Raw genomic sequence first — 15815 nt, 5'->3', positions numbered from 1 at the left:
GCTGTGTTGACATCGAAGCAGGTGAGTTGAGCGTCACGAGCGCTGCTCCTCGGCGCGCGTGACCAGGAGCTCGTACGCGGGCAGCGTGAGGAACTCCTCGAAGGTGTCTCCGACCGACAGCCGCTCGAACAGCTCGCGCGCCTCGGCGAACCGGCCGCCGTCGAAGCGCGCCTCGCCGAGCGCGCCGCGGAGCGCGGCCATCTCGCCGTCGACCGCCGCGCGGAAGCGCTCCACGGTGAGCGGCTCGCCGTCGTCCAGCGTCGCCTCGTGGCGAATCCATTGCCAGACCTGCGTGCGCGAGATCTCCGCGGTGGCCGCGTCCTCCATCAGGTTGTAGAGCGGGACGCAGCCGAGGCCGCTGATCCACGCCTCGAGGTACTGGACGCCGACCCGGATGTTATGGCGGAGCCCCGCCTCGGTGCGCGCCCCGGACGGCACCTGCAGCAGATCTGCCGCCGTCACGCGGACGTCCTCGCGCTTTCGCTCGATCTGGTTCGGGCCGGGCATGTGCGCGTCGAACACCTCGCGCGCGAGCGGCACGAGCCCCGGGTGCGCGACCCAGGTGCCGTCGTGTCCGTCCTTGACCTCGCGCAGCTTGTCCGCGCGCACCTTGTCGAGCGCCGCGCGGTTCGCCTCGGGGTCGCTCTTGATCGGGATCTGCGCGGCCATGCCGCCCATTGCGTGGACGCCGCGGCGGTGGCACGTCTTCACGAGGAGCTGGGTATACGAGCGCAGGAAATGCTGCTCCATCGTCACCAGAGAGCGATCAGGCATCACGCAGGCCGGGTCGTTCCGGAGCTTCTTGATGAAGCTGAAGATGTAGTCCCAGCGACCGCAGTTCAGCCCGGCCGAGTGCTGCCGGAGCTCGTGGAGAATCTCGTCCATCTCGAACGCCGCGGGCAGCGTCTCGATGAGGACGGTCGCCTTGATCGTGCCGGCGGGCAGGCCGAGCGCGTCCTGGGCGAAGAGGAAGATGTCGTTCCAGAGCCGCGCCTCCAGGTGACTCTCCATCTTCGGGAGGTAGAAGTACGGCCCGGTGCCGCGGCGAACGAGCTCACGCGCGTTGTGGAAGAAGAAAAGTCCAAAATCGAAGAGCCCGCCCGGCAGCGGCTTTCCGTCGAGCTCGACGTGCTTCTCCCAGAGGTGCCAGCCGCGCGGCCGCACGAGCAGGGTCGCCAGCCTGTCGCCGAGGGCGTATCGCTTGCCCGTGGCCGCGTCCTCGTGGCGGAGCTCGCGCCGCGCCGCGAGCCTCAGCGCCGCCTGCCCCTCGATGAGGTTCTTCCAGGTGGGCGAGGTGGCGTCCTCGAAGTCCGCCATGAACACGCTCGCGCCGGAGTTCAGCGCGTTGATGATCATCTTGGGATCGACAGGGCCGGTGATCTCCACACGCCGGTCGAGGAGATCGGCGGGCAGCGGCGCCACCGTCCAGTCCCCCTCGCGCACATCCCGCGTCTCGGTGAGGAAATCGAACCGATCGCCCGCGTCGAGCCGCGCCTGCACCTCGCGCCGGCGAGCGAGCAGGCCGGGCACGCGGTCGGCGAACTTCCGCCCCAGACTCGCAAGGAAGCGAAGGGCCTCTGGCGTGAGGACAGACGCGTCCCCCGGGACCCGAGGAGCGAGCAGCCTGAGGTTGGTCTCGTGATTCTGGCTCATCCACATCTCCTGCAACGCTGCGCGTCGTTACAACGTAGCTATGTTTGTCGACGGGGTTTCAGCGTCAACTTCGCTTTGAAATGCAGGCGGATAAGGATGTCGACAAAAGACCTTTACAGGCGGTCAACGTGTAAACTATTGTAAATTTCTAGCGTGGCGAGCTGCCCCATCCACGCGGCGACGCAGTAAGCTCAGCTACGTTCGGGAGGGTTTTCATGGCCGATGCACCTCTACTCGGCGCCAAGGTCCGCGCGCTCCGGCGCCGCGAGCACATGACGCAGGTCGATCTGGCGGAGCGCCTCGGCGTCTCGGCGAGTTACCTGAACTTGATAGAGAACAACCGCCGTCCGTTGACCGCGCCGCTCCTCATTCGCATTGCCCAGATATTCCAGCTCGATCTCCAGAACTTCGCCTCGGAAGAAGATGTCCGGCTCACAGCCGACCTCCACGAGGTGTTCGGCGACCCCATCTTCGAGAGCCACGGGCTGACGAACGCGGATCTTCGCGAGCTCGTCGCGACGTCGCCGAACGTCGCGCGCGCGGTGCTCACGCTGTACCGCACGTATTCGACCACCCGTGAATCGCTGGCCACGCTCGGGGAACGGCTGGCGGGCGACGGGTTCGTCGCGGTGGACAACTCGCGCCTGCCGTCAGAGGAGGTGAGCGACCTCATCCAGCGCCGGATGAACCACTTCCCGGAGATCGAGGAGGGCGCCGAGGCGCTCTGGCGGGAGGCGGAGCTCGACGGGGATGACGTCTACCGCGGGCTCGTCCGGTACCTCCACGCGACGCGCGGCATCGAGGTGCGCATCGTGCGGGTCGCGGACGAGCGCCAGGCGATGCGGCGTTACGACCCGGACAGGCGGGTGCTCAGCATCTCCGAGGTGCTGCCGCCCCGGAGCCGCCGGTTCCAGCTCGCGCACCAGCTCGGGCTGCTCACGCAGTCGACGGCCATCGACCGCATCCTGCGCGACGAGAACCTCACGACCCCGGAGTCCCGCGCGCTCGCCCGCGTCGCGCTGGCCAACTACTTCGCCGCGGCGATCCTCATGCCGTACCAGCCGTTCCTGGAGGCGGCGCGCGCCGAGCGCTACGACATCGAGCTGCTCGCGCACCGCTTCGGCACCAGCTTCGAGCAGGTGTGCCACCGGCTGACGACGCTGCGCCGCCCCGGCGCCGAGGGGGTGCCGATGCACATGGTCCGCATCGACATCGCGGGCAACATCTCGAAGCGCTTCAGCGGCTCGGGCATCCGCTTCGCGCGGTTCAGCGGCGCGTGCCCCCGCTGGAACGTGCACGCCGCGCTCATGACGCCCGGCATGATCCGGATCCAGCTCTCGCAGATGCCGGACGGCGCCGTCTACTTCTGCATCGCGCGCACCGTGCGCAGCGACCGCGGCGGCTACCACGTCCCCCACACGGTGCAGTCGATCGGCATGGGCTGCGACGTGCGCTACGCCCGCGAGCTCGTCTACGCCGACGGCATCGACCTCGACAACACCGGCGCGGCCGTCCCGGTCGGGGTCACGTGCCGGACCTGCGAGCGCCTCGACTGCGCCCAGCGCGCGCTGCCGGCGCTGCAGCACCCGCTGCGCCTCGACGAGAACCGGCGGGGCGTCTCGTTCTACGCCTCCGTCGACAAGTGAGCCGGCCGCTCAGCTCGGCCGGCCGAGCAGCTCGTTGAGCGTGGACACGAGCCGCGCCACGTCGACCGGCTTGACCAGGTGCGCGTGCGCCCCGGCCGCCCGGCTCTTCTCGCGGTCGTCGTCGCCCCCGAAGCCGCTCACCACGATGATGCCGCGCGGCTTGTCCTCGATCGACGCGACGAGCTCGATGCCGCTGCCGTCCGGCAGCGACACGTCCGTCACCAGGGCGTCGATGGCGCTGTCGGCGAGCCGCGCGCGCCCCTCCTCGCACGAGCGCGCCACGACGACGCGGAAGCCCCGGCGGCGGAGCGCCATGCCGAGCAGCGCCGCCGTGTCGTCGTCGTCGTCGAGCACGAGCACCAGGGGAAGATCCGCGCTCATCGAGCACCTGCCTTGCGATCCGCCTCGTTCAGCGGCCACTCCAGGGTGATGCGCGTCTCCGCGCCCAGGCGCTCGACCCGCGCCGAGCCGCCGTGCGCCCTCAGCACGCCGTCGATCACCCGGACGGGCAGCGCGCCCTCGTCGAGCGGATCCGCGTCCGGCGAGAGCGCGGCCTGGAAGAGCTCCTCCACCGAGGCCGTGTCCGAGTCGCTGGTGAGCACCACGCGCGCCCTGTCGCCGTGCGCCGCGAGCTCCACGGCGACCCGCGCGCGGGCGGCGCGCAGGGCGAGCATGAGCGCGTCCGCCAGCGCCGCGGTCATCGAGGCCGGGTGGGCGAAGCCGCGCAGCGGCGCGAGATCGAGCGCGACCGAGACCTGGCGCCGGCCATAGACGAACGACGCTTCCGAGACGGCCTGGCGGACGAGCGCCTCGAGGTCGAGCGAGTGCACCGGGGTGTCGAGCTGCCGCGCAAGCTCGGACGCGGCGGTGTAGCGGTCGGCGAGGCGCAGCAGGCGGCGCACGCCCCGCCGCGCCATCGTGAAGAACGCCGCGTTCCGGGCCGTTGTTTCGCCCCCGAGAGCGCGCTCGAGCTCGTCGAGGGCCCCGGCCACGACGCCCGCGGGCCCGCGGACATCGTGGCCCGTGCGAGCGAACAGCTTGTACACCGACTCGGGCAGCGCCTTTTCCGTCATTCCTTACGCCTCACCGCCTCGCTCAGCTCAGAGCAGAGCTCGCCGATCCGGGCGAGCTGGCGGCCTTGTCCTTGTCCGGGCCCTCGTCCCCGCCCGATCCATCCTGCTCGCCGTAGCGCTCCAGCTTGCGGTAGAGCGTGCGCCGGTCGAACCCGAGCATCTGGGCCGCGCGCGACTTGTTGCCCCCGACGAGCGCGAGCACGCGCTTGATGTAGCGCTTCTCGAGCTCATCCATCGTCATGATCTCCGCGGGCTCGTCGACGGCGACGACGAAGCGGTCGGGCCGGTAGGCCTGCACCTTCTCCGGCAGATCCTCGACCGTGATCTGCTCGAATCGGGCGAGCGCCACGGCGCGCTCGATGCTGTTCTCGAGCTCGCGCACGTTGCCCGGCCAGTTGTACGCGGTGAGCTTCTCGGCGGCCGCCGTCGAGAGCGAGAGCACGCCCTTGCCGCTGCGCGACGAGAACTTCTCGAGGAAGTGCATCGCCAGGTGGAGCACGTCGGTGCCGCGCTCGCGCAGGGGCGGCAGGTCGATCTTCACGACGTTGACGCGGTAGTAGAGGTCCTCGCGGAACCGCTTCTCGTACACCTCGGTCTCGAGGTCGCGGTTCGTCGCCGTCACGATGCGCGCGTCGAACGGGATCTCGGCGTTCGAGCCCACGGGCCGGACCTTCCGCTCCTGGAGGGCGCGGAGCAGCTTCGGCTGCACCTCGAGCGGCATCTCGCCGATCTCGTCGAGGAAGATGGTGCCGCCGCTCGCCTCCAGGAACAGGCCGGTGCGCTGGGTCTTCGCGTCGGTGAAGGCGCCGCGCGCGTGGCCGAAGAGCTCGCTCTCGAGCAGCGCCTGGGGCACCGCGGCGCAGTTGACCGCCACGAACGGGCCGGGGCGGCCGCTGGCCTCGTGGATCGCGCGCGCGATGAGCTCCTTGCCGGTGCCGGTCTCGCCGTGCACGAGGACGGAGGCGTCGCTCCGCGCCACGCGGCCGATCAGGTCGTAGACGCGCTTCATCGCGGGGCTGCGCCCGACGAGCCCCTTGGTCTGCTGGACGTCGTGGGCCGCCTCGCGCAGGCGCTTCACCTCGGATCGGAGGCGCCGGTGCTGGACGGCGCGCGACACCGTGAGGCCGAGGAGGTTGGAGTCGAGCGGCTTCGTGACGAAGTCGAACGCCCCGGCGCGCATCGAGGAGATCGCGGTCTCCATGCTGCCGAGCGCCGTCATCACGATGACGAGCATGTCGGGCCGGGCGCCGAGGATGCGCTCGCACAGCTCGAGGCCGCTCATCTCGCTCATACCGACGTCGGTCAGCACGACGTCGAAGTCGTCTTCGCTCACCAGCTCGAGCGCGCTCTTGGCCGAGGTGCGCGCCGCCACGGAGAACTCCTGCCTCTTGAGGAGGGCTTCGACTAGATCGCACGTCGCTTCGTCGTCATCGACGACGAGTATCCTGCCGCTCATCGCGTGTCCTTCCCCGGCAGCTCTATAGGTCGACCGCTGCCTGCAGTTGCAGGGAACGTGCCACGGAGACACCGCGCCATCAAGCCCGGGGCGCTCTCATCCTTGAGGTTATCTCGCGTGACGTTTCGCCACAGGTGCGCGTTCTTGCCCCAACCAGGCACGCGCCGGCTCTGGCGCAGCGCCGGTGCGCCCTCCGGTCGGCGCGTTTGCGGGGCGAGCGGCGCCTCCAGGGGCTGAGCTGGCCGGGAGCACCTTACGAGCAGCCTGGATTTCCACAGAGCGGGAGCGTGACCGTCCTGGAATGCACGTCGCGCGCCTCGCTCGCACGCGGGAGACCCAGGCCGCGGCGGACGGCGCCGGCCGCGCGACGAGGAGCGCGAGGACCCCTCGACCCGCGCGGGTCGACCCGCGCGGATGCCGCGCGACGGCGTCGGCTCCGATGCGCGACGCGAGGCAGGCGCGCTCGAGCGGGGCGAGCGGGTTCGAGCGCCCGCGCCAGCATCGAGCGCCCTCCCCGAGAACAACCACCGCGCCGGCGCTGCGCGAGGAGGGGACCGAGGCTGGCGAGGCGCGCCGGAGAGAAGAACGAAATCGCGGGACTACGCGCGATGCGCGCGCGCTCGGCGCGCGGGGAAACAGGCACGTGCCTGTCCGGAAAACGAGGCACGCCGACGCCGCGTGCCGTTGCTGGCTCGATGGCCTAACGGTCGGGTCCGTCCGAGTCGACCCCAGAGGCGAAATTCCACATCGATAGTCCATGTTCGGTTCCCGGGGTCGTCCAGGCGTGAATAGCCCTACACGGCACGCGGATTGCTAAAACTTGCGTCGATGAAAAACAGGGGGCGGAAGAGTGAGCGTCGAGACGAGACCTGCCTGCTGATTGCTGAGTCCGGTGCTTCCTGGACGGAGAGCGCTGCCTGGTTGAGCACGCAGGCGCGTGATCTCCAGATGGTGGTTCAGCTCCCCGACGAGCACGCCTCGACCTTTCAGTCCCGGGTGCAAGAGCAGCTCCGGCAGCTCGGGGACGTGGGCACGGCCGTGTTCGTCGCGACGTCGTCGTCGACGAAGCTCACGCTCCGGTCCTCGCTCCTGCGCGCTGTCCTCGGCGCCCTTCCGAGCGTGAAGCGCGTCGTCCTCTGCCCTGGCTCCGACCCTCAGGCCCCCGCGGCGCTCGAGCTCGCGGGCCTGTCGCTCACGCTGCGCGAGCTGCGCGGCAGCGGCGCGGTCACCTTCTCGCTCGAGGGTCCGCGCGGCGAGCCCCTGCCAGGGCTGGCGCGCCTCGCGATCGACGCGGCCGCATGATCGGTCCGCAGCGCGAGAGCACGACAAGGCTCCTCATCCATCTCGACACCTCAACCCCCACGCTGGTTCTCCGGGAGAAGAATGCATGAAAGCAACACAGCTCTTGAAGGGGCATCACCGCGAAGCCGAGAGGCTGTTCGATCTGGCCCTGTCGGGTATCGGCGATGTCCGGCGGGTGACGGACGAGCTCACGAAGCACCTGCTCGCCCACATGCTCGCCGAGCAGGTGGTGCTCTTCCCGGAGCTGCTCGCGATCGAGCCTGACCTCGTCGGCGGGGCCTGCGAGGAACATACGGTCGCGCGGTTCGAGATCCGGCGCGTGGTCAACACGGCGCCGGACGACTCGAGCTTCAGGGCGAAGCTCACCGCCCTGCGCGACATGATCATGCACCACGTCGAGGAAGAAGAGCGAGACCTCCTGCCCCGCATCGAGGCGGAGCTGACCGAGGACATGAACGAGCGGCTCGGCCAGCAGATGCTGGAGCTCTTCGACGCGCTGATCGCCCACTCCCGGCGCAACCACGGCGCGACCCACGCCCCGCAGCGCACGGCGACCGCGGCGTGACGACCTGCGCGCCCGCGCGCCTGCGCTGAGCTTCTTCTCCCGACCCTCCACCTGACGCTTCCAGCGGCCATCTGCCGGGTTCGAAAGACCCCCGAGGCGCCCGTGCGCGTGCGGCGCGGGCGTCCCGGCGCCCTCCGAAGGGAGCTCCTCGGCTACTCCGGGACGGTGCAGTCCCGAGGTCCTCGGGAGCCAGGGCACGACCAGGGCGACGGAGCCGACCTCCGTGTCCGTGGCCGCACCCGGCTCCAGCCGACTGCAGGGTTGCGGGCTCAAGGGTTGGTCGCGGGCGCGTCGCCGGGGCCCGTGGGGCCGCCGTGGCCGGGCCCGTATCCGTGGGACTCGCCGTAGCCGAGATCCTCGGGCACCATCTTGTCCGCCGCGCTCGACGGGGCAGGCTTGGCGGCGCTCGGCGCGTCCTCCGAGGCGAGCTCGTAGACGCCGCGCTCGAGCTCCATCTCCTGGAGAGCCGAGCCGCAGGCCCGGCAGGGCGTGGCCGCCGTCGATACGAAGATGTACCTGCGGCCACAGGATTTGCAGCGAAGCTCGCGGATCATCGCCGGCTCGCCTGGTCAGCTGGGCCGCCCGCGTCGCGTCGCCTCCTGGGCTTCGCGCAGCTCGTCTCCCTCGGGGCCGTCCAGCGCGCTGGCGGCTTCCTCCGCGTGCTCCTCGATCTTGCCGCCCTTCACCGACCTCTCCACGCCTTCGCGGTAACGCCGGTCCGCCGTGTGATTGCCTTCCCCCTCGATGTCCGCCGGTTGGGTCTGCTGATTGGCCTTCTGGTTCTCCATCGTGTCCTCCTGATGTTCGAAGCTCTCTGGGTCGTGAAGCACGTCTTGCACGAGGCGCGCCGCTAGACGCGCCGCTTCGCCTCCTGGATCGCCCGATCGAGCTCCTCCACGCGCTCCGACACGCCCTTCTTCACCTGATCGAGGTTCGTGCTCGTCGCCGCGTCGAGGTCGCGCAGGCTCCTGCGGACCGCCTCCGACTTGTCCTGGAGATCCTTCATGACCTTGTCGGCCTCGACCCTGGACATCTTCTTCTCCATCTTCGCGCGGAGCTCGGCGACGTCCTTCTCGAGGTCCTCGATCTTGCGCGTCGTGGAGGCGCGCACGTCCTCGCGCGCCTTCGAGAGCTCCTCCTGGGCCTCGGCGGTCTTCTCGCGCGCCTCGACGGCCGCCTCGTTGAGCTCCTCCGCGGCCTTCCGGAGCGCCTTGTCGGTCTCGCGCTCGGCCCGCTGGTCGATGTCCGCGACCTTCTTGTCGAGCTCGTTGGCGACCTCGGCCGCCTTCTGCTGCGCCTCCTGCTGCGCGCGCTCGGCCTGGGCTTGCGCGTTCGTGGGGGAATCGCAGCCCGCGAAGAGGCTCGTGACGATGGCGATGGGAAGGAACGTACGGACGGTCAGCATGACAATCTCCTCCGGTCTGCGGTTGAGGCTCGACCTCGCGCCCGCGCGAACGCCGGGCACGATACGAGAGCCCCATCGAAGCTTTCCGGGATGGGCCTCTCGGCGCCCGGGATGGGGTCTGCACGGCGGTATTGCGACAGGCGTGCCACGCGAAACCGCGGAGACCGCTCGGCCTCGCGAGACAAATCGCCTCGATCGTGGCCCGCGAGCACGTGCGGGCGAGCGCGGCCGACGTCGCCGTGACAGACCACAACGCAACGCGTCATCGCCCCGCGGCACGACCGCATCGACCGGAAGTCCGCGGCGGCGGGCGCTCCGGCTCGCTGCGGCGAGCTCATCGGGATCTGTGGAGATTTTGGAAGAGAGGAGAGGGCGGCGCGCAGGAGCGCGCGAGGGGGCGACTTGGCGCGTCGGGTCGCCTGCGCCCGCGTGGGCCCTTGTGAGACAAGGGCCCATGCCGCGCGCGAGACCGGCGTGGTGCGCGTCAGGTCCGGACGCGGCGGCCGAGCGCGAGGGAGATGACCGCCAGCACGAGGAAGACGACGAAGAGCAGCTTCGCCACCGAGGCGGCGCCCGCGGCGATGCCGCCGAAGCCGAAGATGGCAGCGATGATCGCAACGATAAAGAACGCAACACTCCAACTGAGCATGATAACCTCCTAATTGGGTGATCTGGTGTTCCAGTGCTTCCATAAAGGGATGTTGCAGCCACCGTGCCGGCGACGTCCCCTGTTCACCAACACGGCTGAGCCCACGGAGGCCCAACGCGCCAAATCGACAGCCCGCTTCGCTCTCCGCCGCGCGGCGCCCCCGGCCGGAGGAGCTGCGGCAAATCGCCTCATTCGTGACGTCGCGCGCCGCGCAGCGTCGCGTGGGGGCGGCGGACGAGCTCGGCATAACGCTTGCTCGCCCTCGTTGGCGTGCGCGCGAAGTCGAAGTCGGGGCCAACACAACCACCGAGTCGAGGCCGTGCTCGACGGAGAGCCAGGGGCGGCAGCCCCATCTGGGTGGCGGTCGCCTGCCCGGCGACGCGCGGGCTGCGCTGGCGGGGCGTCTTGTGGCGTTCCGTCAGCTCGCCGAATATGTCGTGCTCGCCGACGCCAGCCGTGGTCCAGGTCGCCCAGGACCGCTCGCCGGTCGCTGCCCAGGCTCCTGACGGTGAACTCTGCCGACACGGAGTCCACGTCGCGAACGACCCGACCATGACGACCCCGCTCCCCACGCTCATCAGGACCCGCCGCGAGGCCATCATCGAGCGGTTCGTCGGCGAGCTGCGCAGGCGAAGCGCGGCGGTGCGAGACATGCCGAAGCCGCTCATCATCAACTCGCTTCCGAGCTTCCTGGACGAGGTCGCCGCCGGCCTGGAGAACGGCGCGACGACGCGCGGCGGCGACGAGGCGGCGCGCGAGCACGGAGAGGTGCGCTGGGAGGAAGGGTTCGATCTGGACGTGATGGTCCGCGAGTACGGGGTCCTCCGTCGCTCGATCCTCCGAGAAATCCACGATGCGGGCGTCACACCGACGCTGGGTGATCTGGAGGCGCTCTTCGAGCGCGTGGACGCGGGCATCGCCCGGGCGGTCACGGAGCACACCCGCCTGCAGCTGGCGGCGCTCGAGACCGAGCGAAAGCGCGTCGAGATCGAGCGGGGCAGGAGCGGCTCGCTGCTCGCGCAGGCGCCCGCGCCGATCTGCCTGCTCAAGGGCGCCGATCTCGTGTTCGAGCTCGCGAACCCGCTCTTCTGTCAGATGGTCGGCCGCGACGATCTCCTCGGCAAGCCGCTCGTCAAGGCGGTGCCTGAGCTCCGCGGGCAGGTGCTGCACGCGCAGCTCGAGGCGGTCATGACGACCGGCAACCCGAGCGTGGCGAACGAGATCCCGGTGCGGATCGCGCACTGGACCGGCGAGCTGGTGGAGCGGCTGTACAACGTCCTGTGCAAGCCGGTGCGCGACGTGAGCGGCGCCGTGGAGGGCGTCATGGTGACGGCCTTCGAGGTGACCGAGCAGATCGGCGCGCGGCGGAAGGCGGAGCGCCTCGCGCTCGAGCTCCAGCAGAGCGTCGCGCAGCGCCTGCGCGCGGAGCAGGCGCTCCGCGTGAACGAGGAGCGCTTCCGCAAGGCGCTCCGGGGGTCGCCGGTCATGGTGTTCAACCAGGATCGGGAGCTCCGCTACACGTGGATGCACAACTCCTTCGGCAAGTCGGAGCGCGAGGTGCTCGGCAAGACCGACGCGGAGGTGCTGGAGGATCCGGAGGCGGCGCGATCGCTCGACCGGGTGAAGCGCGAGGTGCTCACCAGCGGGGTCGGCCAGCGGCGCGAGATCGCCCTGCACGTCGGCGGTCGCACGCAGCACCTCGACATCTCGATCGAGCCGCTGAGCGACGACGCTGGCGAGTTCGTCGGCATCACCTGCACGGCCACGGACATCACGGAGCGGAAGTCGATCGAGCAGGCGCTCCGGGCGAGCGAGGCGAGGTTCCGCACCGTGCAGGAGGCGTCGCCCGACGGGTTCATGATCCTGCGCAGCGTGCGGGACGCGTCCGGGGCGATCTCCGATTTCGAGTGGGTCTACGTGAACCCGGCCACCGGGCCGATCGTGGGCGGCCGGGGCAAGGACCTCGAGGGCAAGCGGCTGTCGGTGGAGATGCCAGGGAGCACCCTCGCGAGCGCCTTCGGCACGTACGCGCGTGTGGTGGAGACCGGGGAGGCCGCCCGGGTCGAGCTCTTCTGCGCGCACGAGGGCGCCCCGCAGACGTTCCGGGCCATCGCGGTCGCGCTGGGCGACGGCGTGGGCATCTCGTTCCACGACATCACCGAGCAGAAGCGCACCGAGGCCGAGCGCGCCCAGCTCCTCGAGCAGGAGCAGCGCGCGCGCCAGCACGCCGAGCAGCTGAACCGGCTCAAGGACGAGTTCCTCGCGACGGTGTCGCACGAGCTCAGGACGCCGCTCCAGTCGATCCTGGGCTGGGCGCGGATCCTCCGGACGGGCGAGGTGGACGCCGAGTCGCTCGAGCGGGGGCTCGCCACGATCGAGCGCAACGCGAAGTCGCAGTCGCAGCTCATCGAGGACATCCTCGACGCGTCGACGATCATCGCGGGGAAGCTGCAGCTCCGGGCCGATCCGGTCGACGTGCGGCAGGTGCTCGCCACCGCGCTGGATCTGGTGCGCCCGACGGCGCTGGCGAAGGGGGTGACGGTCAGCGCGTGGGTCGTCGACGACGTGGGCATCTTCCTCGGCGACGCCGATCGGCTCCAGCAGATCGTGTGGAATCTGCTCACGAACGCGGTGAAGTTCACGCCCTCGGGCGGCCAGGTCCGGGTGGGCGCCCGGCGGGTCGACGCGATGCTCGAGGTCGAGGTCGAGGACAACGGCGAGGGCATCCCGAAGAGCTTCCTGCCGTTCCTGTTCGAGCGGTTCCGTCAGGCGGACGGCGGGATGACGCGGGCCCACGGCGGGCTGGGGCTCGGCCTCGCGATCGTGCGGCACCTGGCGGAGGCGCAGGGCGGAACGGTGCACGCCGAGAGCGACGGCGAGGGCAAGGGCGCGCGCTTCCGGATCCGGCTCCCGATCCGCGCCGAGACGCACCAGGCGCTGCCGTCGCCGCAGCGCCGGGGGAGCGAGGCGCCGGGGGGCTCTGCCCGCCGCCTGCTCGAGGGCATCCGCGTGCTCGTGGTCGACGACGAGACCGACGCCCGCGAGCTGCTCGGCATCATCTTCGTGCGCTCCGGCGCGACGGTGCGCGAGGCCGCCTCGGCCGGCTCGGCGCTCGAGGCGCTCCGCGAGGGGGAGTTCGACGTGCTGGTGAGCGACATCGGCATGCCGGGCGAGGACGGCTACGCGATGATGCGGCGGCTGCGCGCGCTGGGGACCGAGGTGCCCGCGAGCGGCATACCGGCGCTCGCGCTCACCGCGTACACGCGCGTGGAGGATCGCCGCCAGGCGATCGCCGCCGGCTTCCAGATGCACCTGGCGAAGCCCATCGAGCCGAGCAGCCTGGTAACGGCGGTGGCGCACCTCGTCGGCCGCGCGGGCAACCGCGGGAGCTGGCCGTAAGATCCCGGCCCCTGGAGCGGCGCGAACGCCCCGCGTTCCGCGGGCGCGCCCTCGCCGGGTGGGGGCGCAACGCACCGCGCTGGGGGTTGTCTGGAGCACCCGCGGCTACCTCGCCGCCGCTCGCCTCACTCGGCCCTTCCCGGCGCCGCTGGCCCACGGTAACGTCAACGGGACCGGAACGGGTCGCGGTCGGAACGGAGCTCTTGGAAAACCCGAGTGAGCCGCGGCCCGGCTCCCGTGCGCAGCAGGCCGTATGCGGTGTCTCCGTCCCGGGAAACGAGTGAGCCGGCCTCCAGCTCCATCGCCATCGCCCTGCGTAACGTGCAGCGTAGCTCTCGTATGCTATCGACGGGCCAGCGTTTTGCCCCTGAGCGAGGACGAGGATGGACGGTAAAATCCTGAATATTATCCTGGTCGAGGACGACACCGTCGACGTGATGAACGTCCGGAGGGCGTTCGAGAGGGGCAAGATCACGAACCCGCTCTGGGTGGCCGGCGACGGGGTCGAGGGGCTCGATCTGCTGCGTAGCACCCAGGTGCCCAGGGACCGGCGCCTCGTCCTGCTCGACCTGAATATGCCCAGGATGAACGGCATCGAGTTTCTCCGGGAGCTCCGGTCCGACGCCTCGCTGAGGGCGACGCCCGTGGTCGTGCTGACGACGTCGAACGACGATCGCGACAAGGTGGACGCGTACGACCTGAACGTCGCCGGGTACCTGCTCAAGCCGGTGACTTTCCTGAGCTTCGTCGAGCTGATGACGGCACTGAACCGGTACTGGACTCTCGTGGAGATGCCTTGAGCCACAGGTCGGTTCGTCTCCTGGTCGTCGACGACGACACGGTCGACCGGATCGCGATCCTGCGAGCGCTGCGGAGCGGCCGCGTCGACGCCGAGATCAGGGAGGCCGATTCGGTCGATTCTGCGCTCGCGGTGCTGTACGAGCAGCAGATCGACTGTGTGCTGCTCGATTTTTACCTGCCGGGGGGCGACGGGCTCGCGGTGATCGAGGCGGCGCGCAAGGCGAAGCTCACGGCGCCGTTCATCATGCTGACCGGGCAGGGCGACGAGTCGCTGGCCGTCGATCTGATGAAGCGGGGCGCGGCCGACTACGTGCCGAAGAACCTGCTGACGCCCGAGCGGCTGGTGCAGAGCCTGCGCTACGTGCTCCGGCTCAACGAGGCGGAGCGCCGCGAGGACGAGGCGCGCAGGGCGCTCGCTCGCCACGCCAACCAGCTCGCGCAGCTCACCGAGGCGACGCTGCGCATCCACAGGTCGCTCTCGCTGAACGAGCTGATCCAGCGCACCACGGACGAGGCGCGCGCGCTGCTCGACGCGAACGTGGCGGTCTCGCGCCTGGCCGCGCGCGGCGTGACGCAGCGATCGATGACGGGCGTCTCGCTCTCGGAGGAGTACGCCGCGCGGGAGGATCGCGACGGCATCCGCGAGATCGCGTTCGGGCTGATCGAGCGGCGGAGCACGAGCGTCCGGCTGACGGACGAGGAGATCGCGAGCGACCCCACGTGCGCCGACGTGCTCTCGCGCGCGCCGTCGGAGCTGCACCCGCGCTCGCTGCTCGCGGCGCCGCTGCGCGGGCGGGACGGCCAGTGCATCGGGAGCATCCAGCTCCTCGATCGGCGCGACGGTCCGTTCGTGGAGAGCGACGAGGTGCTGCTCACGCAGCTCGCGCAGTCGGCGTCCGTCGCCCTCGAGAACGCGCGGCTGTACAACGAGGCGCAGGCCGCGACGCGCGCCCGGGATGATCTCCTGGCGATCGTGTCGCACGATCTCCGGAACCCGCTCAACACGATCGCGATCACGGCGTCGCTGCTGCGGAGCGATCTGCTCCAGCGGAAGGACGGGGAGGAGGACGACGCCGTGCAGCTCGTCGATCGGATGGACCGCGGGATCCAGCGCATGACGCGGCTGATCGAGGATCTGCTCGATGCGTCGCGCATCGAGGCGGGGCGGCTCGTGGTGTCGCCGCGGGTGGAGCGGGGCGGGGCGCTCGTGCGCGAGGCGCTCGAGGCCGCCGCGTCGCTCGCGGAGGCGAAGGGCTGCCGGGTGACGCAGGGGCCGCTCGACGCGGGCCTGGAGGTCCTCGCCGACCGTGATCGCGTGCTGCAGGTCTTCTCGAACCTGCTCGGCAACGCGCTGAAGTTCACGCCGAAGGGCGGGATCGTGAGCGTGTCGCTCTGCCGGGTGGCCGATCTGGTGCGCTTCTCGGTGGCGGACACGGGCCCGGGCATCCCGCCCGAGCATCAGCCACACCTGTTCGATCGCTACTGGAAGGCGTCGCAGGAGTCGCGCACCGGCGCAGGGCTCGGCCTGTACATCGCGCGCGGCATCGTCGAGGCGCACCACGGGACCGTGGCGGTCGAGAGCACCCCGGGACACGGGACGACGATCCACTTCACGCTGCCGCTGGCGAGCTGACAGCGGCGGCGGCGCCGGGGGGAGCGCGCCGGGAGCGGCGCGAGGCGTACGGCTGCGGACGGAGCGGGCTCGGCCGGGGGGGACGGGCGGGCCGGGCCAGGATGCGGCTCGTCGGACGGCGCTGGAGCGTCGGTGCTCGGCTACGTGGCGCGCGTCGAGGCACGCCATGCGCTCGACGTACGCGTGAGCCCAAAGCAGGTGTGCAGAACCGCTCGTCAAGAGCTCGCGAATCC

The 15815-nt window shown here is 70.5% G+C and carries 14 protein-coding genes; 6 read left to right on the top strand and 8 right to left on the bottom strand.

Going from position 1 to position 15815, the window contains the following annotated elements; all coding sequences use genetic code 11:
* Window positions 1-33 precede the first annotated feature (33 nt).
* Window positions 34-1653: a malate synthase A gene (gene aceB, locus WME76_RS42250; protein WP_437957818.1), complete on the bottom strand. Its 1620-nt coding sequence runs from the start codon at window positions 1651-1653 to the stop codon at window positions 34-36.
* Between the two features lie 215 nt (window positions 1654-1868).
* On the opposite strand from aceB, the gene WME76_RS42245 reads away from it, so the two are divergent.
* Complete coding sequence (locus WME76_RS42245) at window positions 1869-3299, top strand: helix-turn-helix domain-containing protein (protein WP_437957817.1); 1431 nt, start codon at window positions 1869-1871, stop codon at window positions 3297-3299.
* 9 nt (window positions 3300-3308) lie between these two features.
* Here the strand turns inward: WME76_RS42245 and WME76_RS42240 are convergent, their stop codons facing one another.
* From WME76_RS42240 to WME76_RS42230, 3 genes are read right to left on the bottom strand one after another with little or no spacing between them, the layout of a single operon-like run.
* Window positions 3309-3680 carry a response regulator gene (locus WME76_RS42240; RefSeq protein ID WP_437957816.1) on the bottom strand — a complete coding sequence of 124 codons (372 nt, stop codon included), beginning with the start codon at window positions 3678-3680 and terminating at the stop codon, window positions 3309-3311.
* Complete coding sequence (locus WME76_RS42235; protein ID WP_437957815.1) at window positions 3677-4372, bottom strand: histidine kinase; 696 nt, start codon at window positions 4370-4372, stop codon at window positions 3677-3679. The genes WME76_RS42240 and WME76_RS42235 overlap by 4 nt, the downstream gene beginning before the upstream one ends.
* Window positions 4373-4394: 22 nt before the next feature.
* A complete protein-coding gene (locus WME76_RS42230; RefSeq protein ID WP_433931982.1) occupies window positions 4395-5828 on the bottom strand; it encodes a sigma-54-dependent transcriptional regulator in 1434 nt (477 codons plus the stop codon).
* Between the two features lie 921 nt (window positions 5829-6749).
* Between WME76_RS42230 and WME76_RS42225 the strand changes: the two genes are divergently transcribed.
* Window positions 6750-7130, top strand: coding sequence for a hypothetical protein (locus tag WME76_RS42225; RefSeq protein ID WP_437957814.1), 381 nt, complete (start codon window positions 6750-6752; stop codon window positions 7128-7130).
* Between the two features lie 85 nt (window positions 7131-7215).
* Window positions 7216-7695 carry a hemerythrin domain-containing protein gene (locus tag WME76_RS42220; RefSeq protein WP_437957813.1) on the top strand — a complete coding sequence of 160 codons (480 nt, stop codon included), beginning with the start codon at window positions 7216-7218 and terminating at the stop codon, window positions 7693-7695.
* Between the two features lie 269 nt (window positions 7696-7964).
* Here the strand turns inward: WME76_RS42220 and WME76_RS42215 are convergent, their stop codons facing one another.
* The 4 genes from WME76_RS42215 to WME76_RS42200 all read right to left on the bottom strand — a co-directional run bounded on the left by WME76_RS42215 (window position 7965) and on the right by WME76_RS42200 (window position 9749).
* Window positions 7965-8249 (bottom strand): hypothetical protein, encoded by a 285-nt coding sequence (locus WME76_RS42215; protein WP_437957812.1) that lies wholly within the window; start codon window positions 8247-8249, stop codon window positions 7965-7967.
* Window positions 8250-8264: 15 nt separating this feature from the next.
* Complete coding sequence (locus tag WME76_RS42210) at window positions 8265-8483, bottom strand: hypothetical protein (RefSeq protein ID WP_437957811.1); 219 nt, start codon at window positions 8481-8483, stop codon at window positions 8265-8267.
* Between the two features lie 62 nt (window positions 8484-8545).
* On the bottom strand, window positions 8546-9100 hold the full coding sequence (locus WME76_RS42205; RefSeq protein ID WP_437957810.1) for a hypothetical protein: 555 nt from the start codon (window positions 9098-9100) through the stop codon (window positions 8546-8548).
* A 484-nt stretch (window positions 9101-9584) separates the two neighbouring features.
* Entirely contained in the window at window positions 9585-9749 is a 165-nt protein-coding gene (locus WME76_RS42200; RefSeq protein ID WP_437957809.1) for a DUF1328 family protein, read from the bottom strand.
* 552 nt (window positions 9750-10301) lie between these two features.
* Between WME76_RS42200 and WME76_RS42195 the strand changes: the two genes are divergently transcribed.
* The 3 genes from WME76_RS42195 (at window position 10302) to WME76_RS42185 (ending at window position 15582) form a co-directional block, all read left to right on the top strand.
* Window positions 10302-13148: a hybrid sensor histidine kinase/response regulator gene (locus WME76_RS42195; RefSeq protein WP_437957808.1), complete on the top strand. Its 2847-nt coding sequence runs from the start codon at window positions 10302-10304 to the stop codon at window positions 13146-13148.
* 383 nt (window positions 13149-13531) lie between these two features.
* Window positions 13532-13948, top strand: coding sequence for a response regulator (locus tag WME76_RS42190; protein WP_061614628.1), 417 nt, complete (start codon window positions 13532-13534; stop codon window positions 13946-13948).
* Entirely contained in the window at window positions 13945-15582 is a 1638-nt protein-coding gene (locus WME76_RS42185; RefSeq protein ID WP_437957807.1) for an ATP-binding protein, read from the top strand. The genes WME76_RS42190 and WME76_RS42185 overlap by 4 nt, the downstream gene beginning before the upstream one ends.
* Window positions 15583-15815: the final 233 nt, after the last annotated feature.

This window comes from Sorangium sp. So ce119 (genome assembly GCF_051524405.1).
Classification (GTDB): domain Bacteria; phylum Myxococcota_A; class Polyangia; order Polyangiales; family Polyangiaceae; genus Sorangium; species Sorangium cellulosum_G.
The sequence above is the reverse complement of the archived record's forward strand: the minus strand, read 5'-3'. Positions and strand labels throughout refer to the sequence as shown.